This window comes from Allotabrizicola aquatica (SeqCode) (assembly GCF_965194375.1).
GTDB lineage: Bacteria > Pseudomonadota > Alphaproteobacteria > Rhodobacterales > Rhodobacteraceae > Tabrizicola_A > Tabrizicola_A aquatica.
Genome location: NZ_CBDAEL010000001.1, coordinates 317,144 through 338,494 on the forward strand (window position 1 = coordinate 317,144; position 21,351 = coordinate 338,494).

Sequence of the window (21,351 nt, forward strand, 5' to 3'; positions counted from 1 at the left end):
CTTTTCAGGCGCGACAGGTGTGTCGCGCCACAGCTCATTTTCAGCGGATAGGCACAGCATGAAACTTGCCAGCAAGAAAGACGTTGAGGCCCCTATTGCGACTGTCTGGGCCGCCCTTGTCGATTTCGAAACCTGGGAACGGGCCGCGATGCGCCGCGGGGTTGAGGTGGCGCGCACCGATCAATTGCGCGCGCCCGGCGTGGGCATGTCGTGGCACGCGCGGTTTTCCTATCGCGGCAAGCAGCGCAAGGTGGATCTGTCACTGACCGAAATGGCCGCACCGGGGGCGGTGGGGTTCTACCTTGTCTCGCCCGCGGTTGAGTCGACGACGCGGATTGAGCTGATGGAGATGAGCGCCAAGCGCACGCGGATGCATGTCACGACCGAGATCAAGCCCCGGTCGCTGGGGGCGCGGCTGTTCTTGCAATCGCTGCGGCTGGCGCGGGCCAAGGTGGACCGTCGGTTTGATGCTCGGATCGCGCAATTCGCGACCGAGTTGGAAGCGCGCAGCAAGCCGCCCGCGCGGCAGGCCGGGGCCTAGCCGCGCACGCGGTCGGACGGATAGACACCCAGAATCTGTATCTGGGTGGTGAAATAGGCCAGTTCCTCAAGCGCCAGTTTCACGTTGGCGTCTTCGGGGTGTCCTTCGATGTCGGCGTAAAACTCGGTCGCTGTGAAGGTGCCGCCGACCATGTAGCTTTCCAGCTTGGTCATGTTGACGCCATTGGTGGCAAAGCCGCCCATGGCCTTATAAAGCGCCGCCGGAATGTTGCGGACGCGGAAGGTGAAGGTCGTAACCATGCGATCCGCCCGGCGGGAATGATCGGCGTGGCGCGACATCACCAGAAAGCGGGTGGTGTTGTTCTTGTGATCTTCGATATGGCGGGCCAGCACGTCGAGGCCGTAGATCTCGGCGGCCAGTTCGCTGGCCAGAGCGGCGCGGGTTTTGTCGCCGCCTTCGGCCACTTCGCGGGCCGCGCGGGCGTTGTCAGAGCTGACATGACCCTTGATGCCGTGCTCTTTCAGGAAGCCAGCGCATTGCGGCAAGATCACCACATGGCCGTGCGCCTCGGTCACATCGGCCAGTTTGGCACCCTTGACGCCCAAGAGGTTGACATGGACGCGCACGAACGCCTCATCCACGATGTGCAGACCGGCCTTGGGCAAGAGCGAGTGGACATCGGCCACCCGGCCATAGGTGGAATTTTCCACCGCCAGCATGCCCAGATCGACCGCGCCGGAGCGAGTCATCTCGACCACATCTTCAAAGGTTTGGCAGGGAACCGGGGTGAAATCTGGCCGCGCTTGGGCGCAGGCTTGATGCGAATAGGCTCCAAGTTCCCCTTGGAAAGCGATGCGACCCGACATTTTGGCAGGCTCCCATGACGATTTGGCCCGATTAGGGCGATTGGTCGCGCATGTACACCTTGAAACCGATGGGGGGAAGCGGGTAGATAGCGCGCAATCCAGCCCAGAGGAAGGCGAGACATGTTCGATACGATGACCTTGACCAAAGTGACCGGAGCCATTTGCGGCTCGCTTCTGGTTTATCTTTTCGCCACTTGGGCCTCGGACGAGCTTTACGCCACCGCCCCCGCCGCCCATGGCGATGAGGAAGTGGCGCAAGCCTATACGATTGACACCGGTGCCGAAGAGGCCAGCACTGAAGTCGCCGAAGAAGGCCCGGCCTTCGCGGATCTTTATGCTGCCGCCGATGCAGCCGCGGGCGAAAAGGTGTTTGGCAAGTGCAAAGCTTGCCACAAGCTGGATGGCTCGGACGGCACTGGCCCGCATCTGAACGGCATTGTGGGCAAGGCCAAGGCCGCCTCGGCTGGGTTTGGCTATTCCGACGCTCTGTTGGCGATGGCCTCGGACGTCTGGTCGCCGGAAAACCTCGATGCGTTCTTGCTGAACCCCAAGGGTTATGCGCCGGGCACCAAGATGTCCTTTGCCGGTCTGCCCAAGGGCGAAGAGCGTGCGAACCTCATCAAGTATCTTGAAGCCAATCCCTGATCTGGGACTGCTTTATGCCGCGATAGGCCGCCTTCGGGCGGCCTTTTTCGTTTCCGCCCCCGCGCTTCACGCATTCGCGCCTTGTTAGGGGGCAGGGTGCAGACTAGATTCGCCCCCAAGCGCCCCGAAACAGGGGTGAAGCTGAACACTGTGCAGGCAAGGGAGGCATCAAAGATGGCAAGAAACCGGGTGCAACACGACGTCGCAACGGCAACGGTAGGCCCCGATCTGCGGGCGATTGTGACTGCTGGCCTCGTGGGTCTGGCCGCGACGCTTTGGGCCGTTCAAAGCCGCGCGGCCGATCAGCCGGTGATCGTGGCGCATGGCATTTCCACCTTTGGCGCGCTGAAGCTTCCCGCTGATTTCCCGCATCTGCCCTATGTGAACCCGAACGCCCCGAAGGGTGGCGAGATCAGCCAATGGGCGCCGGGCACGTTTGATTCTGTGAACCCCTATACCATCAAGGGCGCTCCGGTGGCGCTGGGCCAAATCTTTTACGAATCCATCCTGTCGGGCACCGCTGATGAGGTGGGCGCGGCCTATTGCAAACTGTGCGAGACGATGGAGTATCCTGAGGACCGCTCTTGGGTGATTTTCAACCTGCGGAAAGATGTCACCTTTTCCGACGGCAGCCCGATGACCGCCGAGGATGTGGTGTTCAGCTATGAGCTCTTCCGTGACAAGGGGATTGCCGAGTTCCGGTCGGTGTTCAACGAAAAGTTCCAGTCGGTTGAGGCGCTGGACCCTTACCGGGTGAAGTTCACCTTCACCCCCGGCACCGCCTTTCGCGACATGCCGGCCCAAGCGGGCGGCCTGACCATCATCTCCAAGGCCGATTACACCACCAACGCGCGCGATCTTGAGGAAAGCAGCCTGACGCCCTTCCTCGGCACCGGGCCTTATATGCTGGACAGCATCCGCCCCGGCCAGCAGGTGGTGTACAAGCGGGATGAAGATTATTGGGGCGCTGATCACCCCTTGGCCCTTGGGCACAACAATTTCGACCGCATCCGCATTGAGTATTTCGGCGATGATGCGGCGGCGCTCGAAGGGTTCAAGTCGGGCGTCTATACCTTCCGCAATGAGAACTCGTCGAAGAACTGGGCGACCGCCTATGACTTTCCGGGCGTGACCAATGGGCAGATCATCAAGGCGACGCTGCCTTCGGGGTCGATCGCCTCGGGTCAGGCGTTTTTGTTCAACCTGCGGCGCGAGAAGTTCCAAGACCCAAGGGTGCGCGAAGCCATCGGGCTGATGTTCAACTTTGAATGGTCGAACCAGACGCTGTTCTATGGGCTTTATGACCGCATCAACTCGATCTGGGAAAACACCGCCATGGCGGCGAAAGGTCCGGCGAGCCCCGAGGAGACAGCGGTTTTGCAACCGCTGATCGACGAGGGGCTGTTGCCCGCGACGATCCTGACGGATGAGGCGGTGATGGGGGCCGTGTCCACCGTGGAGAGCGCGATGGACCGCAAGAACCTGCGCGCGGCTTCGGCCTTGCTGGACGAAGCGGGCTGGACCGTGGGCGAGGGCGGGATGCGCCGCAACGCCAAGGGCGAGGTCTTGAAGGTGGAATTCATCGAGGACAGCCCCGCCTTTGAGCGTATCATCAGCCCCTATGTGGAAAACCTGCGCGCCTTGGGCGTGGATGCCCAGTTGGTGATGGTGGATTCTGCCCAATTGGTGCAGCGGGTCGACCCGCCGAGTTTTGATTTCGACATCATCGTCGGCAATGCGGTGAATGGCGGCTATGAGCCGGGCGCGGAGCTCAAGCAGGCTTGGGCGACGGTGACCAAGGACAATTCCAGCCGCAACCGCATGGGCTTTGCCCATCCGGCGGTGGACAAGCTGTTGGACAAGGTGGAGGCCGCCAAGACCCGCGAAGAGCTGGATGTGGTGGTGCAGGCCTTGGACCGGGTGCTGCGGGCCGAGAAGATCTGGGTGCCGCAGTGGTATAAGGCGACCCATACCGTGGCCTATTTCGACATGTATGAGCATCCCGAAACCCTGCCGCCCTATTCGCGGGGCGAGTTGGAATTCTGGTGGCACAACCCCGACAAAGAGGCCGCCCTGCGCGCGGCCGGCGCGCTGAAGTAACCGATGGGCGGATATATCCTTCGTCGTTTGTTTCTGGTGATCCCGACCTTGTTCGGGATCATGCTGATCAACTTTGCCCTCACCCAGTTTGTGCCGGGCGGCCCGTTTGACCAGATCGAGGCCAAGCTGGAAGGCGGCGGCGATGCGATTGAGGCGGTGACGGGGGCGAGTGGCGAGGATCCGGGTGCGAGTGGCGACAGCGGCTATGTCGGCGCGCGCGGTTTGCCGCCGGAGTTTCGTGCGAAGCTGGAGGTGGAGTTCGGCTTTGCCCGCTTTATCTGCCCCGAGGGTTATGAGGGCAGCCTGACGGAGCAGGCGCAGGAGTGCGAAAAGGAAATGATCCCGGCGTGGGAGCGTTTCACCATCATGATGGGCAAATTCCTGCGCTTTGACTTTGGGGAAAGCTATTTCCGGTCTGCCAGTGTGACCGATCTGATTATCGAGAAGATGCCGGTGTCGATCACGCTGGGGCTGTGGTCGACGCTGATCGCTTACCTCATTTCCATCCCCCTTGGCATTCGCAAGGCGGTGCGCGACGGGTCGGCGTTTGACAGTTGGACCTCTGGCATCATCATCGCGGCCTATGCCATTCCGGGGCTGTTGTTTGCCATTTTGCTTTTGGTGCTGTTTGCGGGCGGGTCTTATTGGAAGATCTTCCCCTTGCGTGGGCTGACCAGCCCCGGTTGGGAAGAGATGTCGATGATGGGCAAGGTGCTGGATTACCTGTGGCACATCACCTTGCCGGTGGTGGCCAGCACGATTTCGTCTTTTGCCACGCTGACGCTTTTGACGAAGAACAGCTTTCTGGATGAGGTCAAGAAACACTATGTCATGACCGCCCGCGCCAAGGGGTTGTCGGAGCGGCAGGTGCTTTATGGCCATGTGTTCCGCAATGCGATGCTGATCGTGATCGCGGGGTTTCCGGCGCTGTTTGTGTCGGTGTTCTTTGGCGGGTCGATCATCATCGAGACGATCTTCAGCTTGGATGGGTTGGGCCAGTTGGGGTTCAAATCGGCGGTGGAGCGGGATTATCCGGTGATTTTCGGCACGCTCTTTGCCTTTGGCCTGATTGGCCTTGTCGTCGGTATCCTGTCGGATCTGATGTATGTCTGGGTTGACCCCCGGATTGATTTTGAGCGGAGGCAGTGATGCGGCTGTCGCCCCTGAACCAACGCCGCTGGCGCAACTTTACGGCCAATCGGCGTGCCTATTGGTCGATGATCCTGTTCGCCGTGCTGTTTGGCCTGACGCTGTTTGCCGAGGTCTTGGCCAATGACAAGCCGCTGTTGGTCAGCTACCGGGGCGAGATGCACACGCCTTTCTTGCGGTTTTACTCCGAGCAGGAGTTCGGCGGCGATTTCCAAACCGAGGCGAATTACAAATCGACCGAGGTGCAGTGTCTGATCGTGACAGGCGGGCTTTTGGAATGTTTTGATGACCCTGTAGGCATCACGGCGGCGGTCGAGGCGGGCAGTTTTGACACCACGGCCGATGGCTTTGCCGAAGGCTGGATCGTCTGGGCGCCGATCCCTTATTCTTACAACACGATCAACGATCTGGGCGGCAAGGCTGCGCCGTCGGCGCCAGATGCCCAGCACTGGCTGGGCACGGATGATGCCAGCCGCGATGTGCTGGCGCGGGTGATTTACGGGTTCCGCCTGTCGGTCGCGTTCGCGCTGATGGTCACCGCGCTGACCTCGGTGATCGGCATCGCGGCGGGGGCGGTGCAGGGCTATTTCGGCGGGCGGGTGGACCTGGTTTTCCAGCGGTTTCTGGAAATCTGGGCCGGCATTCCGATGCTTTATGTCATCATCATCATCTTTGCGGTTTGGGACCGAAGTTTCTGGCTGTTGGTTGCGATCATGGTGGCCTTTGGCTGGACCGGGCTGATCGGTGTGGTCAGGGCCGAATTCCTGCGGGCACGGAATTTTGAATATGTGCGCGCGGCCCGCGCCTTGGGCGTGCCGGACCGCACGATCATTTTCCGCCATGTGCTGCCGAATGCGATGGTGGCGACGCTGACGATGATGCCTTTTATCGTGACCGGCACCATCGGGTCTTTGGCGGCGCTCGACTATCTGGGATTTGGTCTGCCGCCGGAATTGCCCTCGCTCGGGCAATTGTCGCGGCAGGCGCAGCAGAATTTGCAGATGCCGTCCTTGGCCTTTGTCACCTTCTTTACCTTTGCCATCATGCTCTCGCTTCTGGTCTTTATCTTTGAAGGCGTGCGCGATGCCTTTGACCCGAGGAAAACCTTCCAATGACGGTGGTTCTGAATGTCGAAGGGCTGAATGTCAGCTTCCGTCAGGATGGCCGGGTGATCCCGGCGGTTCGGGGGGTGTCGTTCACGGTGTCCAAGGGGGAAACCGTGGCCTTGGTGGGCGAAAGCGGGTCGGGCAAGTCCGTCACCGCGCTGTCCACCGTGGGGCTGTTGTCGGACAATGCGATTGTGGACGGGTCGGTCACTTACCTTGGCAGCCAGATGATCGGCGCGAGCGAGCGGGATTTGCGCCGGGTGCGGGGCAATGACATCAGCTTTATCTTCCAAGAGCCGATGACCAGCCTGAACCCTTTGCACACGATTGAGCGGCAGATTTGCGAAAGCCTGTCGTTGCATCAGGCGTTGGAGGGTGAGGCCGCGCGGGAGCGGGCGCTGGCGCTTCTTTTGAAGGTCGGCATCCGCAATGCCGAGGAACGGCTGACCGCCTATCCGCACCAGTTGTCCGGCGGGCAGCGCCAGCGGGTGATGATTGCGATGGCGCTGGCCAATGGGCCGGAGCTCTTGATCGCCGATGAGCCAACCACCGCGCTGGATGTGACGGTGCAGGCGCAGATTTTGGACCTGTTGGCCGAGTTGAAGGCGGCTGAGGGGCTGTCGATGCTGTTCATCACCCATGATCTGGGCATCGTGCGGCGTATTGCCGACCGGGTTTGCGTGATGAAGGGCGGCGAGATTGTGGAGGCCGGGCCAACGGCTGAGGTGTTCGCCAACCCCCAGCACCCCTATACCCAGACGCTTTTGGCCGCCGAGGCCAAGGGTCGCCCAGACCCTGTTGCGGCGGATGCCGCCGAGATCATCCGCGCCGATCATCTGCGGGTGTGGTTCCCGATCCAGAAAGGGTTTTTGCGCAAGACCGTCGGCCATGTGAAGGCGGTGAATGACGCGAACCTGTCGGTGCGGGCGGGTGAGACGTTGGGGATTGTGGGCGAAAGCGGGTCGGGCAAGACCACGATTGCGCTGGCGCTGTTGCGGCTGATCCCGTCTGAGGGGCGGATCGACCTTTTGGGCCAAGAGATCAGTGGCCTGCAAGGCCGCGCGCTGCGCGGTATCAGGCGCGATTTGCAGATTGTGTTCCAAGACCCTTTTGGCAGCCTGTCGCCGCGCATGACGGCAGAAGAAATCATCGCCGAGGGTCTGGGCATTCACGGGTTGGAGCCGGGCCGGGATCGGCGCGAGATGGTGGCTGAGATCATGACCGAGGTGGGGTTGGACCCCGCCACCATGACCCGCTATCCGCATGAGTTTTCGGGCGGCCAGCGCCAGCGTATTGCCATTGCCCGCGCCATGATCTTGCGGCCGAAACTGGTGGTTCTGGACGAGCCGACAAGTGCGCTGGATATGACTGTGCAGGTGCAGATTGTTGAGTTGCTGCGCGACTTACAGCGCAAATGGGGGCTGGCCTATGTTTTCATCAGCCACGATTTGCGCGTTGTCAGGGCCTTGTCACACAAGGTCATGGTGATGAAGGATGGCGATATTGTCGAGGCGGGCACGGGCGAGGCCCTGTTTGCCGCCCCACAAAGTGATTACACGCGCGCCCTTTTTGCGGCCGCCTTTGGGGAGACTGTATGAAGGTTCTTTTTGTTCACCAGAATTTTCCCGGCCAATTTTTACATCTTGCCCCAGAACTAACGCGCCGCGGCCATGAGGTGCGGATGCTGACCGATGCCGCCAACAAGCGCATATTCGCGACCGAGGGGTTTCGCTATAAGTTCGACGCCGCGCCCGTTGACTCTGCCGCCACGCGGCTGGGGCGCAATTACACCACCATGTCTGACCGGGGTGTCGTGGTCGCGCGTGCCTGCCTGCAACTGCGGGAAAAAGGCTATGTGCCGGATGTGATCTTTGGCCATTCTGGCTGGGGTGAGACGCTGTTTTTGAAAGAGGTTTGGCCTGAGGCCAAGCTGATCGTCTATGCCGAGTTCTATTATCGCGGGCGCGGCGCGGATGTGGGGTTTGATCCGGAATTCAGCGCGCAAAACTTCGATCAGGTGATGATCGCGCAGGGGCGCACCGCGCATCTGGGCCAAGCGCTGTTGCATGCCGATGCTGGGCTGTCGCCGACCAAGTGGCAGGCGTCCACCTATCCGGCGGCGCTGCGTGAGCGGATCAAGGTGATCTTTGACGGCGTGGATACGGCGGTGATGCGCCCAGACGATCAGGCGCAGGTGACCTTGCCGAACGGGCAGGTCGTGAAGGCGGGGGATGAGGTTCTGACCTTTGTGAACCGCAATCTGGAACCTTACCGGGGCTATCACATCTTTATGCGCGCGCTGCCGGCGGTGATGAAAGAGCGCCCCGACGCTCAGGTCGTGATCGTCGGCGGCGATGAGGTGAGCTATGGCGCGGCGCCCAAGGGGGCGAAGGGGTGGAAAGACACCTTCCTGAACGAGGTGAAGGATCAGCTGGATCTGAGCCGCGTGCATTTCATGGGCAAGGTGCCTTACCCGACCTTTGTGAGCCTGATGCAGGTAAGCCGCGCACATGCCTATCTGACCTATCCCTTCGTCTTGTCGTGGTCGATGCTGGAAAGCATGGCGGCGGGCGCGCATGTGGTGGGGTCGGATACTGCACCCGTGCGGGAATTGATCCGCGATGGCGAGAACGGCACGCTGGTGGATTTCTTTGACGTCAAGGGCTGGTCGAAGGCGCTGACCAAGGCGCTGGCGCGACCCGAGACGTTCTTGGACCTGCGCCGGGCGGCGCGGCAGACCATTCTGGAGGGCTATGACCTGCGGTCGATCTGCTTGCCGGCGATGGTGGAATATGTGGAGGGTTTCGGGCCGAAGTGAGGGGTGGTTTGAGCCCTTTGCGGACGTCAGTCCGCACCTTATTTCTTGCCCGGAATCAAGGCGCGAATGCGCCGCCGGGCCGCGCCCGACCTCCCCCTGGGAGGGCGCGTCTGCAACGGGTGCCAGCAGAAATTCGGGGAAAGAAGTTGAACCATAAAGCGCCTAGAACTGGTGTTGGCGCGTCCTCCCGAGGTCGGGCGCGGCCCTTCGTTCGGCTCTATGGCAAAGGGTGCTTCGTCCCGCAAAGCAGACCCTAATGCCCCCTCCCCCCTAAATCGCCGCTGAATGCTGTGCCTTGGTCTGGTCATAGGCGTCAAAGGCGCGGGCGATCATGCGGGTCAGGGGTTTCGCCTGAGGCAGGATGGTCAGCCCGTCCGTATCCAGTTTCACCATGCCGGAAAAGCCGTCGGCGGCGGTGCGCAGCATGGCCTCCAGCCGTTCGGGTGTCACATCGAACCCGGCCAAAATTTCCGCCCGGTCAACGCGGAAATCGCACATCAGCGCCTCGATGATCCGGGCGCGCATCACGTCTTCGCCGGTGAAGACATGGCCGCGATGGGTGGCAAACCCGCCGTCGCGGATTGCGCGGGTGTAATCGGCGGTGCCGCTGACATTTTGGGCAAAGCCTTGGGGGAAGCGGCTGATCGAGGAGGCGCCAAGCCCTACCAGAACCGGGGCGGTGTCGTCGGTGTAGCCTTGGAAATTCCGTCGCAGTGTGCCCGCGCGGGCCGCCTTGGCCATGCTGTCGGTTGGCCGCGCGAAATGGTCGATGCCGATTTCGTCGTAGCCGTCCCAAGTGAACAGTTGCCGCGCGGTTTCAAACAGCGCCAGCCGCTCTTGCGGGGTGGGCATGGCATTCGACGGGATCATCTGCTGGCGGCGGCTCATCCATGGGACATGGGCATAGCCGTAAAGCGCCACGCGGTCTGGGTTCAGGGTGAGCAGTTTTTGCACCGAATCCGCGATGCGGGCGCTGGTCTGGAACGGCAGGCCATAAAGGATATCGGCATTCAGGCTGGTGATCCCGCGGTCGCGGATCATGTCGGCGACCTGCTTTGTCAGCTCATAGCTTTGCTCGCGCCCGATGGTTTTCTGAATCTCGGGGTCAAAATCCTGCACCCCGATCGAGGCGCGGGTCATGCCCGCAGCGGCCAAGGCATCGAGCCGGGCAGCGTCGATTTCGTTGGGGTCAATCTCAACCGAAAACTCGGCCCCTTCGGCCATGGGGACGGCATCGAACACCGCGTCGGCCAGTTCGCGCATCGAGTCGGGTGCCAAAAGCGTGGGCGTGCCACCGCCCCAATGCAGACGGCTGAGCCGCACCCCGCGCGGCAAATGCCGCTTCAAAAGCGCGATTTCCGTTTTCAGAACTTTGGCATAGGCCAGAACCGGCGCATCTGACGAGGTGCCTTGCGTCCGGCAGGCGCAGAACCAGCACAATCGCCGGCAAAACGGCACATGCAGGTAGAGCGAAATCTCGCTGCCTGCCGGGATCGCTTCGATCCAATGGGCAAAGGTTTTGGGGCCCACCCCGCCCGCAAAATGCGGTGCCGTCGGGTAAGAGGTGTATCTTGGCACGCGGGCGTCAAAAAGCCCCAGCCGCATCAGTTGCGATTGTACGGTCATTGGGTTAGCCTAATCGCGTATAGACCGCACCGCTTTGACGCAGATCAACTGGATTATTGCCTGCATGCCGCAACCGGACCTTCACACCCTGTCCCCAGACTGCGAATCCTGCCCGATCCGCCACCGCGCGGTCTGCGCCCGCTGTGAAACGGATGAGTTGGTCAGGCTGGAGCAGATCAAATACTACCGCAGCTATCAGGCGGGCCAGACCGTGATCTGGTCGGGCGACCGGATGGATTTTGTCGCCTCGGTCGTGACCGGGATCGCCACGCTGACCCAGACCATGGAGGATGGCCGTCGCCAGATGGTGGGCCTGCTGCTGCCCTCCGATTTTGTGGGCCGTCCGGGGCGGCAGTCTGCCGCCTATGATGTGACGGCGGCGACCGATCTGGTGATGTGCTGTTTCCGCAAGAAGCCCTTTGAAGAGCTGATGATCCAGACCCCCCATATCGCGCAGCGCCTGTTGGAGATGACGCTGGACGAGTTGGACGCGGCGCGGGAATGGATGCTGCTGTTGGGCCGCAAGACGGCGCGGGAAAAGATCGCCTCGCTGCTGTCGATCATCGCGCGGCGGGATGCCAGCCTGAAGCTGCGGTCGGCCACGGGCCATGTGACCTTTGATTTGCCGCTGACGCGCGAGGAGATGGCCGATTATCTGGGCCTGACGCTGGAAACCGTCAGCCGCCAGATGAGCGCGCTGAAACGCGACGGCGTCATCGGGCTGGAGGGCAAGCGCCACATCATGGTGCCGGATTTCGACAAGCTGGTTGAAGAGGCCGGAGACGACAGCGATGGGGGCTTTCTGGTCTGACCGCTTTGGTGTGACCCACCCCCCGCAACAAAAAGGCGCCCCGCAGGGCGCCTTTGTTTTACTTGAACGCGCAGCCGCTTTTGATGCCCATCATCCGAAAGACCGAGGCTGCCGGGCAGAACCCTGTCATCGAGGACTGGATGAGGTTCGCGCCGATGAAGATGGTGAACCACATGAAATAAGGGCTGACGAGCTGGGTGAGGATCACCGACGCCAGCACCATAAAGCCAGCGAACAGGGTGACGGAACGATCAAGGTTCATGAGAGTCTCCAAAACGAAGGGCTAAGATTGGATTGTGACCTAACACGCTCTCTTATTAAATTCAATAGTTGGAATTTGATCGGGCGGATCCCCGCAACCTGAGGCGTCTATGCGCGCGGTCAACGCGCCGCCGCAAGGTTGCGCGCCTTCACCCTTCCCCCCGCGCGTGGCTTCCGCTACGAATTACGCCATGACATGGAACCTGCCCAACGCCCTGACTGTGCTGCGCCTTTTGGCGGCCCCCGGCGTTGCGGTGATGTTTTTGTATTTTCACCGCCCTTGGGCTGATTGGTTTGCGCTGTCGCTGTTCATTCTGGCCGCGGTCACCGATTGGTTTGACGGCTATCTCGCGCGGTTGTGGAAGCAGGAATCCAAGTTCGGCGCGATGATGGATCCGATTGCCGACAAGGCGATGGTGGTGATCGCGATCATGGTGATCACCGGGTATAACGGCATGAATCCATGGCTGATTTTGCCCGCTACCGTGATCTTGTTCCGCGAGGTGTTTGTGTCGGGTTTGCGCGAATATCTGGGGGCATCGGCCGGGACGTTAAAGGTTACGAAACTGGCAAAGTGGAAAACCACCGCGCAGATGGTGGCGATTGCGGTGATGTTCTTGGGCACGGGGCTGGAATATCTGAACGGGGTGGCCATGCAGGGCATGACGCCTGCGGAATATGCCAGTGCTGTCAGTGCCGGTCTGGCCGACCCGATCCGCGCCTGTGGCAAGCGCGATTGCGCGTCTTTGGCGGGGGATGTTGGGTTGGTGTTGATTTGGGTGGCGGCGGCGCTGACCGCCTATACGGGCCTTGATTATTTCCGCAAAGCGCAGCCCTTCCTGAGGGATGAGAAATGATCGATGTGCTCTACTTCGCCTGGCTGCGTGAGCGCATTGGCACCAACCGGGAACGGGTGACGACGTCTGCCGCCACGGTCGCCGATCTGGTGGCCGAGTTGGAGGCGCGTTCGGAAGGTCATGCGTTGGCTTTTGCCGACAAAACCAGCCTGCGTGTCGCGGTGGACCAAGAGCTTGCGGGCTTTTCCGCGCCCCTGACCGGGGTGCGTGAAGTGGCCTTTTTCCCGCCGATGACAGGGGGCTGAGATGCGGCTTTCCGTGCAAGAGGCGGCCTTTGATCTGGGGGCCGAGGCCAACCGCTTTTCCCATGATTTGAAGGGTGTCGGCGCGGTTGTGACCTTTAGCGGGTTGGTGCGTGACAACGGCGGGCAGCTGACCGCGATGGAGATTGAGCACTATCCCGGCATGACCGAAAAGGCGATTTCGGCGATCATGGAAGAGGCCGTGGCGCGGTGGTCTTTGGCGGATGCTTTGGTCATTCACCGCTATGGCGTTTTGCGCAGTGGAGAGCCGATCATGATGGTTGCCACGGCGGCCTCGCACCGGGCGGATGCCTTTGCGGCGGCGGAGTTTTTGATGGACTACCTCAAATCCCGCGCGCCGTTTTGGAAGAAAGAAATCAGTGCCAACGGGGCTGATTGGGTGGCGGCGAAGGACAGCGACGAGGCGGCTTTGACCCGCTGGTAGGCGGTAAAGCGCAAACTGGGAGGGCCGTTGCATGCAGGATATCACGCATCTTCCGATGGGTCTGATGTGGCAAATGCCGATCCCGGTGGCCTGTTCTTTGGCGGTGGCGGCAAAAGGGTTGGCTGTCAGTTGTGGGCAGTGCCCGTTGGACACCAAGGGGCAGGTGCTGCATCCCGGCGATGCGGGGGCGCAGGCGGGGTTGGTGGCGGGGATGGTGCAAGGGGTGCTGTCGCACTTGCCGGGGCATTATCCTGCGATTCTCGTGGTTTATCATGATGCTGCGGACGAGTCCGAGGTCTTGGAGCCTTTGCGAGGGGTGTTTCCGGATGCGGTGCTTTTGCCGGTTCGGTTGCCGCATTTCTACTATCCGGGCATGCGGATTGAGGTGGATCTTTATGCCCTTGCCACACCCCCGGTGATCCAGCAAACCCTTGGTTTATCACGGATTTCTGGTGGTCCGGTAGAGCTGGTTGCCTTGCGTGCGGGCGATATGGCGGGGGCGGTGGGGCTTTTGGCGGGGTTGGACCCTTCGTGGCTTTTGTCGGCGCAGTGGTTTGCGGCTGATCCGGCACCTCATGATTGGCACCCGGATCCGGCTGCTCGGGTGGTTTTGCCGCGGGATGCTGGGGTGTCGGCGGTGCTGACTTTGGCACCCGGTCCGGTGCAGGTGTCGCAGACGCCGGGTGGGGCGATCAAACGGACAAGTGGTTGTTTTGTTTGGATCTCTGCCCAAGGCCACCGGGCCGATCTGGCCGCGGCGGCGCATCAGGCGATGGACGCTTTGGCGCTGGATCGCCAACAAAACTTGACGATTTTGAAGGCCACGACCCATTACGTCGGGGGTTCGGGGCCGGAGGATTTGCACGGCAATCTGGCCGTTCGCCATGCTCGTTTTCCCATGCCCGGCCCGGCCTCGACCGGGGTTCCGGTGGCGGGATTGGCGGGGGGCAGCTTGGCCATTGATATGCTGGGGATTGTGGGCTGACCCGTCCCGCCGCCGTCCCGCGCCCGTCTGGCCTGCGTCTGGCATCCGTCCCGACAGGGCGTTCGGGGCGGTAACGGGGCGTCAACCCGGCCCGTGGCAGGATCGGCCATCGCCCACGGCCAGAGGTCTGCCATGCCCACCAAAGCCCAAACCGACTTTGCCTTTCACCAACTTGGCCAAGTGCTGCGCGATCTGGAAACCGATCTGCGCTGGAAGCTGGACGGGTCCGTCCGCATCCCGGCCGAATGGCACGACATCGCCCAGTCCCGCGAACAGCCGCTGAAATCGAAGATCACGCTGCGGGTGGATCAGGACGTCGCCCGGTTCTTCCGCGCCATGGGGCAGGGGCACCTGACGCGGATGAACGCCGTGCTGCGGGCCTTTATGCTCGCCCGTCTGGCCGAGGTGGTGAAGGCCGAGGCCCGCTATGAGATGACGCCGAAAGAGGTGGAACACCGCGTGCGGGATGAGATCTTTGCGGTGATCCGGGCGCAGGAGGCGGCAAAAGAAGCCGCCGAGGCGCGGCTGGCGGGCAAGGCGGTGGAGACCGCGCGGCTGAAGGCGATCAAGGCGACTTGGGAGGGGAAGGTGGGGTGAGGGGGGGATTCACCACAAATGCCTTTGCGATCTACAACTCTTAGAATGATCATGTGTAGCTCCCAGAGCAAGAAAATTTGCGCTAAGTTATCGTCAAGATATTGAAAAAATATATAAAATTAGGAATTCACGTTGCAACCTTTCCGTGCGTTAATCATGATGACAAGCCAATTTCCCTAATCTATGTTCGTACCATGAGTAAGAGTGAAAAGACCCGACTTTGCGCCGAAATAGATGAGTTCCTGAGCGCGAAGAAGAGCCTCAGCGGGCTCCAGCCAGTATGGAGACCTAATGGGAGACAGGATCAGTTAGACGCTAAGTGGCCGATCGAAGAGGAAGGTGGGGTCTCCAGAGCCCATTTGGCGTTCCGCTACAACCGTGTTTCGACAGATCAGCCAAGCGTTTCCCTGATCTACGAACGCAAGAAAGTGTGTCGTATCGATGTGAAACCACCTGAGGAATACGACGGCAATCCCCCTCAAGCTAGAAGCTTTGGGCTTCCAGCAAGGGTCTATGGAACGCACATTCATCGTTGGGAACACAACAGGGAGTATGTGTTGAATTCCTTGCCACCAGATGAATGGGAGATTCCCATCAAGGCGCCAATTTCACAGTTAACTCAAATGTTTGGGCATCTTCTGGCTTTGATTTGTAACGAATGTCGGATAGACTTTACTCCTGAGCAGCGGGACCTGAACCCGCCCTCTAGAGAGGACCTCTTTCAATGACAGCCCTATGCAAGATTATTCTTGAAAGCACTTCGTCGCTTTGGGCGTGTATGGAAACCACGAACGGTGCGAGAGTTCGTACGACTTGTGTTTTCCCTTCGTTCGAGCCTGTTTTCGTATATGTCGCCAAGCTTGGGGATGGCTTCGTTGTCCATGATGCCGGAGAGGCAATGGCCATCATAATGTCCCATGGCCAAGCTGGAGATGCTGCGAAGAGGACTATACGTTCTGAGTGCAAGAGGTTCGACGTAGCCTTCAGCGAAAGACGCATTTCGCTGAAGATCGATGCTGCAGAGTGGCTCGAGACAGCGATTGTCGCGGTTGCTAACACAGCAGCGACGGCAGCAAGAAATGCACTCAAGGATAACAACATCAAAGCCGAGCGTGACTTGGCCGACGTGATCTTTCACCTTCTTGAACCTAAGCTTGCAAAGGGAACAATCACCAAGGACTTCCCTTTTCTGGGGGAGAGCGGTCGCCGTTATAGATTTGACTTGGCGATCCAAGGAAAAGAGCAACTGACGCTAATTGAAATAGTCTCGCGCCATGCGAACTCGGTAAACTCAAAATACGTTGCGCTTGCAGACGTGCCCTCAGACGCTGCGGTGAAGAAAATCGTTGCCCACAACAATGACCTGTCGCAAGAGGACATCTTGCTTCTACAGAACGTAGCGACAGTTGCCGGGCCAAATGGTGTGATGGATCTTGTGGCAGGACGCCTAACAAAACACTGAGCACATGCTAAGCTCTCTCAGATTTCTCAATGCCCTGTCTCTGCTTGCCAACATCGGCCCCCCTTCCCCAGCCCCTCCCCACGAGGGGGAGGGGAGGCGCTTTTGCTTGGGAGGGGAGGTGCGGGGGGTGATGGCTTGTGCGGCGCCTGTCGCGGTCGCTTTGCCTTCCTTCCTTGACTCCCCCGCCGTTTCCCCCTATCCGCACCCTTGAATTCCCCGGAGGCCCATGCTTCCGGTCCTTGGCCCTGTGCGAAGGATCGCCATCTGCCAGCGCGTTGCGCCCGCAGGTGTCGTTTCGCTTTGGGCTTGGGAACACCCCTCCGCCGCCCCCTTGTTGGGGCTGAACCGTCAAAAGGATGCGCTGATGTTTGAGAGCCTTTCCGAACGCCTTGGGTCGGTCTTTGACAAGCTGACCAAGGCTGGCGCCTTGAGTGAGGCCGATGTTGATGCGGCGCTGCGCGAGGTTCGGACGGCGCTCCTTGAGGCCGATGTCTCGTTGCCGGTTGCGCGGGATTTCATCAAGGCGGTGAAGGTCAAGGCCACGGGGCAGGCGGTGACCAAGTCGATCACGCCGGGCCAGCAGGTGGTGAAGATCGTTCACGACGAGTTGGTGCATGTGCTGGCGGGCGACGGTGCGCCGGATGCGTTGAAGATCGACAACCCGCCGAGTGCGATCTTGATGGTGGGTTTGCAGGGGTCGGGGAAAACCACGACGACGGCGAAGCTCGCCAAGCGGTTGAAGGAAAAGAACGGCAAGAAGGTGTTGTTGGCGTCTTTGGACACCAACCGTCCGGCCGCGATGGAGCAGTTGGCGATTTTGGCGGGTCAGGTGGGCGTTGACAGCCTGCCGATCGTCAAGGGCGAGACTGCGGTGCAGATCGCCAAGCGGGCGAAAACTCAGGCCACGTTGGGTGGTTATGATGTGCTCTTCTTGGATACCGCGGGACGTCTGCACATTGACGAAGTGCTGATGGATGAGGTGCAGGCGGTGCGCGATATTGCGCAGCCGCGTGAGACCTTGTTGGTGGTGGATGGTCTGACCGGTCAGGACGCCGTGAATGTGGCGACCGAGTTTGACGGCAAGGTTGGCATTACCGGCGTTGTCCTGACGCGGATGGATGGCGACGGGCGCGGCGGTGCGGCGCTGTCGATGCGGGCTGTGACGGGCAAGCCTATTCGGTTTGTCGGTCTGGGCGAGAAAATGGACGCCATCGAGACCTTTGAGGCCGAGCGTGTGGCGGGCCGGATTCTGGGGATGGGCGATATTGTCGCCTTGGTCGAGAAGGCGCGTGAGACCTTTGAGGCCGAGCAGGCCGAGCGGATGGCCAAGCGCTTCGCCAAGGGTCTCTTTAACATGAACGACATGCGCGGCCAGCTTGAGCAGATGGTCAAGATGGGCGGGATGCAGGGGTTGATGGGGATGTTGCCCGGCATGGGCAATATGGCCAAGCAGGCCGAGGCGGCGGGTCTGAACGACAAGATGCTGCAGCGCCAGATCGCGTTGATCAACTCGATGACCAAGAAAGAGCGGGCCAATCCAGACCTGCTGGCGGCGAGCCGGAAGAAGCGGATCGCCAAGGGCGCGGGGCTTGAAGTGTCGGAGTTGAACAAGCTGATGAAACAGCATCAGCAGATGGCCGACATGATGAAGAAGATGGGCAAGGGTGGCATGATGAAGCAAGCCATCAAGCAGATGATGGGCAAAGGCGGCCTGCCCGACCCGTCCAAGATGTCGCCCGACGAATTGGCTGCGGCCGCCAAGGGCATGAAAGAGGGCATGGGCATGGGCGGCGGCTTCCCCGGCATGCCGCGCGGGATGACGCTGCCGGCGGGCCTTTCGGGGATGATGAAGAAGAAATGATCGCCCCCACCCTGCAGACAGGCCGTTTGACGCTGCGCATGCCCGTGCTGCAAGATTTCCAGCACCGGGCGGCGTTCTATGCGTCGGACCGGTCGGTGTGGGAGGGTGGTCCCTTGTCGCGCACTGCGGCATGGCGGGTTTGGGCGTCTGAGGTCGGGCAGTGGCCGCTGATGGGCTATGGGCCGTTCTCGGTCGAGGAAAACGGCGGCTATGTCGGCGAGGTGGGCATCTATCACGCCGCCGAATATCCCGAGCCGGAGCTGGGCTGGTTTGTGGTGCCCGAGGCTGAGGGCCGCGGCATTGCCGCCGAGGCTGCACGCGCCGTGATGGCTTGGGTGCGTGGGGCCTTTGGTTGGGATGAGATCACCAATATCATCGACGGGGGCAACGCGCGGTCCATTGCGCTCGGCCTGCGGCTGGGCGGTCGGATTGACGCGAGCCGTCCGGGGATTGACCCCGGCGATGTGGTGATCGTGCATGACCTGCGCGCCGCGGCGGGTGGGTTTTCAATGACAGATCGGGGGGCTGCATGACCCTCTCGCGCCTTGCGCCCACGCTTTACCTTTCTTGCCACACCGGAGAGCCGCAATGACCGATACCAGCACGCGTGCTGCCGAGGTGTTGAAAGAGCATCGCCAGTCGATCGACCGGCTGGATGCCATTTTGGTTTACACGCTGGCCGAGCGGTTCAAGCGCACACAAGCGGTGGGCAAGCTGAAGGCCGAGCATGACTTGCCGCCTTCGGACCCGAACCGCGAGGCGCATCAGATGGCACGGCTGGAACAGCTGGCCCGCGAGGCCGACCTTGATCCCGACCTCGCCAAGAAATTCCTGACCTTCATCATCGGTGAAGTCATCAGGCATCACGAGAAACTGCAGAAATAACCAACCCCGGCGGCGATGCCGCCAAACGAACAACCCAAAGGAGACTACCCTATGTCGTTGAAAATCCGTCTGGCCCGTGGTGGCAGCAAAAAGCGTCCGCACTATGCCATCGTCGCCACCGACAGCCGTATGCCGCGCGACGGCCGTTTCTTGGAAAAGCTGGGCACCTATAACCCGATGCTGGCCAAGGACGACGAGCACCGCGTTGTGATGAACCTTGACCGCATCAAGGCCCTGTTGGCCACCGGCGCCCAGCCGACTGACCGCGTTGCCCGCTTCTTGGAATCGGCTGGCGTTCTGGCCAAGAAAGCCCGTTCGAACCCGAAGACCGGCACCCCCGGCAAAGCCATGGCTGAGCGCGCTGCCAAGAAGGCCGCACGTTCCGAAGCTCCGGCTTCTGAATAAGCCTTGTTTTCGATCATCCCCGGATTGGGTCTGATCCGCCGGTCCATCACGATTGCGCTCTGTGCCGCGTCGTTTTGGGCCGGTGTCCAGTTCGCCGGGTCCACGCAGGCGGGTGCCTGTGCGGCGGCCGGTGGGCAGTTTGACCCACGTGGATTTTGCACCAATGCGGCCCCTTTGCCATGAGGGGCCGCGTTTTCAGCCGTGATCCATCAGCCCTGACAGGTGAGGCATGACCTATGAGCAGTGAGCGGATCTGTGTTGGCGCGATCACCGGGGCCTTTGGGGTGGCCGGAGAGGTGCGGTTGAAGTCGTTTTGCGCCGACCCCACCGCGATTGCCGATTATGGCCCTTTGTACACCGAAGATGGCAGCCGCAGTTTTGTGGTCAAGCTGACGCGCCCGGTGGCCGGTGGCCTTGGCGCGCGCGTCACGGGCATCAAGACCAAGGAAGAGGCCGACGCGCTGCGCGGCACCGAGCTTTATGTCGATCGCACCCGGCTGCCTTCGTTGCCGGATGACGAGTTTTATCATTCTGATCTGATTGGCTTGCAGGCGGTGGACACGGGCGGGGTTATGCTTGGCTCGGTTGTCGCGGTGCACAATCATGGGGCCGGGGATATTTTGGAAATCACCGGGCCGGGGCGCAAGACTGCCCTGATGCTGCCCTTTACGATGGCGGCGGTGCCGACAGTTGATCTGGCTGCGGGCCGGGTGGTGGTGGACCTGCCGGAGGGGCTGGACTAACGCCCCGCCCCGCGCCACGATGGCGGCGCATTGGTTTAGGGGTTTGGCATGCAGGCACGCTTGCGGTTGCTGAAAGGGGCGACGGCGCTTTTGTATTTTGGGCCGCTTTTGGCCGGAGTAGCCGGGTTTGGCTGGCACGTTGTTCCTTTGTTTGTTGGAATTTTTCTGCTGTGGCTGTTTATTCTGCGCCCCCAGCAATGGCCGCGCACACTGGTCGATTGGTCGCGCCCTGAGGCGCTGATTGCGCTGTTGACCCAAAGCCTTGTGCAGCTTTTGCTGGTGGCGGTCAGTCTGGGGATTGGCCGGGGGATTGGCGGGGTTTTGGGGGTGATGCCTGCCATTCCGTTGATGCTGCCGGTGGCGGTGTCCTTCCTGTCCATTCCGCTCGCGCGGATGATCTGGGACCCGTGGCGGGCTGACACGGGTGAGGTTGTTCTGGACGAGGCGCTGGCGCGGCTGGAGGCTGAGGAGGACCCGGCCCCGGCTGACGATCTGAAGCGTCGGACCGAGGTTGCGGCGCGGATGGTGGCGGCGTTGGATCGTCTGCCCGCCGAGGCGGCGCCCGAGCTTTTGGCCGATCATCTGCATGCGATGGCGAACCTGACCTCGCATGAGGCGCTGCGGGTGGCGTTGATGGACCCGATCTATGACGGATCGGCCACAGCGGTGGTGCGCCGCGCGGCGGCGGTGCATGCGACCGACCCTCCGGTGGTGGATTTGCTGCAAGGCTCGACCTATCCGATGGCGGTGTTTCGGGCGCTTACGGATGGGGCGACGCTGGCGCTCTTTGCCGCGCGCTGTGCGTATTTGGTGGCGCAGAAGCCGGATCGGCTGGCCGATTGCCCGGATCCGGAAGATGTGATGGCGCTGGCGGCCCGTGTGCCGGGGGCTGCGGCCGAGTTGGCGGCCTTGGCCAAGGCTTTGACGCGGGCGAAGGCGGCGATGGCCAAGCCGGGGGCGCTGGCCAACGGGGGGCAGTCTTAGC

At 61.2% G+C, this 21,351-nt stretch carries 24 protein-coding genes; 21 read left to right on the forward strand and 3 right to left on the reverse strand.

Translation table 11 applies throughout. From position 1 onward, the window contains the following. Positions 1-58 precede the first annotated feature (58 nt). Positions 59-541 carry an SRPBCC family protein gene (locus AC72UB_RS01525; protein ID WP_463290749.1) on the forward strand — a complete coding sequence of 161 codons (483 nt, stop codon included), beginning with the start codon at positions 59-61 and terminating at the stop codon, positions 539-541. Here the strand turns inward: AC72UB_RS01525 and AC72UB_RS01530 are convergent. Continuing rightward, positions 538-1,368, reverse strand: a complete 831-nt coding sequence (locus AC72UB_RS01530) for a prephenate dehydratase (RefSeq protein WP_463290748.1) — start codon at positions 1,366-1,368, stop codon at positions 538-540. The genes AC72UB_RS01525 and AC72UB_RS01530 overlap by 4 nt on opposite strands. Positions 1,369-1,488: 120 nt before the next feature. On the opposite strand from AC72UB_RS01530, the gene AC72UB_RS01535 reads away from it, so the two are divergent. The 6 genes from AC72UB_RS01535 (at position 1,489) to AC72UB_RS01560 (ending at position 9,186) form a co-directional block, all read left to right on the forward strand. Beyond that, positions 1,489-2,013, forward strand: a complete 525-nt coding sequence (locus AC72UB_RS01535) for a c-type cytochrome (RefSeq protein ID WP_505188202.1) — start codon at positions 1,489-1,491, stop codon at positions 2,011-2,013. 174 nt (positions 2,014-2,187) lie between these two features. Beyond that, on the forward strand, positions 2,188-4,113 hold the full coding sequence (locus AC72UB_RS01540) for an extracellular solute-binding protein (RefSeq protein WP_505188203.1): 1,926 nt from the start codon (positions 2,188-2,190) through the stop codon (positions 4,111-4,113). A gap of 3 nt (positions 4,114-4,116) precedes the next feature. Continuing rightward, complete coding sequence (locus AC72UB_RS01545) at positions 4,117-5,262, forward strand: microcin C ABC transporter permease YejB (RefSeq protein ID WP_505188204.1); 1,146 nt, start codon at positions 4,117-4,119, stop codon at positions 5,260-5,262. Next, a complete protein-coding gene (locus AC72UB_RS01550; RefSeq protein ID WP_505188205.1) occupies positions 5,262-6,377 on the forward strand; it encodes an ABC transporter permease in 1,116 nt (371 codons plus the stop codon). The genes AC72UB_RS01545 and AC72UB_RS01550 overlap by 1 nt, the downstream gene beginning before the upstream one ends. Then, positions 6,374-7,966: an ABC transporter ATP-binding protein gene (locus AC72UB_RS01555; protein WP_505188206.1), complete on the forward strand. Its 1,593-nt coding sequence runs from the start codon at positions 6,374-6,376 to the stop codon at positions 7,964-7,966. Before AC72UB_RS01550 ends, AC72UB_RS01555 begins: the two co-directional genes overlap by 4 nt. Further along, positions 7,963-9,186: a glycosyltransferase family 4 protein gene (locus AC72UB_RS01560; protein WP_505188207.1), complete on the forward strand. Its 1,224-nt coding sequence runs from the start codon at positions 7,963-7,965 to the stop codon at positions 9,184-9,186. The genes AC72UB_RS01555 and AC72UB_RS01560 overlap by 4 nt, the downstream gene beginning before the upstream one ends. Before the next feature lie 270 nt (positions 9,187-9,456). Here AC72UB_RS01560 and hemN read toward each other — a convergent pair whose 3' ends face one another. Then, a complete protein-coding gene (gene hemN / locus AC72UB_RS01565; RefSeq protein WP_505188208.1) occupies positions 9,457-10,812 on the reverse strand; it encodes an oxygen-independent coproporphyrinogen III oxidase in 1,356 nt (451 codons plus the stop codon). A 64-nt stretch (positions 10,813-10,876) separates the two neighbouring features. Here hemN and fnrL point away from each other — a divergent pair, with 64 nt between their 5' ends. After that, complete coding sequence (gene fnrL / locus AC72UB_RS01570; RefSeq protein WP_505188209.1) at positions 10,877-11,623, forward strand: transcriptional regulator FnrL; 747 nt, start codon at positions 10,877-10,879, stop codon at positions 11,621-11,623. Positions 11,624-11,681: 58 nt separating this feature from the next. Here fnrL and AC72UB_RS01575 read toward each other — a convergent pair whose 3' ends face one another. Then, positions 11,682-11,885 carry a YgaP family membrane protein gene (locus AC72UB_RS01575; RefSeq protein ID WP_505188210.1) on the reverse strand — a complete coding sequence of 68 codons (204 nt, stop codon included), beginning with the start codon at positions 11,883-11,885 and terminating at the stop codon, positions 11,682-11,684. 190 nt (positions 11,886-12,075) lie between these two features. On the opposite strand from AC72UB_RS01575, the gene pgsA reads away from it, so the two are divergent. From pgsA to AC72UB_RS01640, 13 genes are all read left to right on the forward strand, one after another. After that, entirely contained in the window at positions 12,076-12,741 is a 666-nt protein-coding gene (pgsA, locus tag AC72UB_RS01580; protein ID WP_505188211.1) for a CDP-diacylglycerol--glycerol-3-phosphate 3-phosphatidyltransferase, read from the forward strand. Continuing rightward, positions 12,738-12,986 (forward strand): molybdopterin converting factor subunit 1, encoded by a 249-nt coding sequence (gene moaD / locus AC72UB_RS01585; protein ID WP_505188212.1) that lies wholly within the window; start codon positions 12,738-12,740, stop codon positions 12,984-12,986. The genes pgsA and moaD overlap by 4 nt, the downstream gene beginning before the upstream one ends. Position 12,987: 1 nt before the next feature. Beyond that, positions 12,988-13,428, forward strand: coding sequence for a molybdenum cofactor biosynthesis protein MoaE (locus AC72UB_RS01590; RefSeq protein WP_505188213.1), 441 nt, complete (start codon positions 12,988-12,990; stop codon positions 13,426-13,428). 31 nt (positions 13,429-13,459) lie between these two features. Then, positions 13,460-14,413, forward strand: coding sequence for a hypothetical protein (locus tag AC72UB_RS01595; protein ID WP_505188214.1), 954 nt, complete (start codon positions 13,460-13,462; stop codon positions 14,411-14,413). 132 nt (positions 14,414-14,545) lie between these two features. After that, positions 14,546-15,010 carry a BrnA antitoxin family protein gene (locus AC72UB_RS01600; RefSeq protein ID WP_505188215.1) on the forward strand — a complete coding sequence of 155 codons (465 nt, stop codon included), beginning with the start codon at positions 14,546-14,548 and terminating at the stop codon, positions 15,008-15,010. A 194-nt stretch (positions 15,011-15,204) separates the two neighbouring features. Next, complete coding sequence (locus tag AC72UB_RS01605) at positions 15,205-15,738, forward strand: hypothetical protein (RefSeq protein WP_505188216.1); 534 nt, start codon at positions 15,205-15,207, stop codon at positions 15,736-15,738. Positions 15,739-15,788: 50 nt separating this feature from the next. Then, complete coding sequence (locus AC72UB_RS01610) at positions 15,789-16,472, forward strand: hypothetical protein (protein ID WP_505188217.1); 684 nt, start codon at positions 15,789-15,791, stop codon at positions 16,470-16,472. Positions 16,473-16,836: 364 nt separating this feature from the next. Next, positions 16,837-18,333 carry a signal recognition particle protein gene (ffh, locus tag AC72UB_RS01615; protein ID WP_505188401.1) on the forward strand — a complete coding sequence of 499 codons (1,497 nt, stop codon included), beginning with the start codon at positions 16,837-16,839 and terminating at the stop codon, positions 18,331-18,333. After that, positions 18,330-18,866 (forward strand): GNAT family N-acetyltransferase, encoded by a 537-nt coding sequence (locus AC72UB_RS01620; RefSeq protein WP_505188218.1) that lies wholly within the window; start codon positions 18,330-18,332, stop codon positions 18,864-18,866. Before ffh ends, AC72UB_RS01620 begins: the two co-directional genes overlap by 4 nt. Positions 18,867-18,921: 55 nt before the next feature. After that, positions 18,922-19,218: a chorismate mutase gene (locus AC72UB_RS01625; RefSeq protein WP_505188219.1), complete on the forward strand. Its 297-nt coding sequence runs from the start codon at positions 18,922-18,924 to the stop codon at positions 19,216-19,218. 51 nt (positions 19,219-19,269) lie between these two features. Further along, on the forward strand, positions 19,270-19,623 hold the full coding sequence (rpsP, locus tag AC72UB_RS01630; protein WP_463290729.1) for a 30S ribosomal protein S16: 354 nt from the start codon (positions 19,270-19,272) through the stop codon (positions 19,621-19,623). Between the two features lie 236 nt (positions 19,624-19,859). Continuing rightward, on the forward strand, positions 19,860-20,366 hold the full coding sequence (rimM, locus tag AC72UB_RS01635) for a ribosome maturation factor RimM (protein ID WP_505188220.1): 507 nt from the start codon (positions 19,860-19,862) through the stop codon (positions 20,364-20,366). A 48-nt stretch (positions 20,367-20,414) separates the two neighbouring features. Beyond that, positions 20,415-21,350: a hypothetical protein gene (locus AC72UB_RS01640; protein WP_505188221.1), complete on the forward strand. Its 936-nt coding sequence runs from the start codon at positions 20,415-20,417 to the stop codon at positions 21,348-21,350. Position 21,351: the final 1 nt, after the last annotated feature.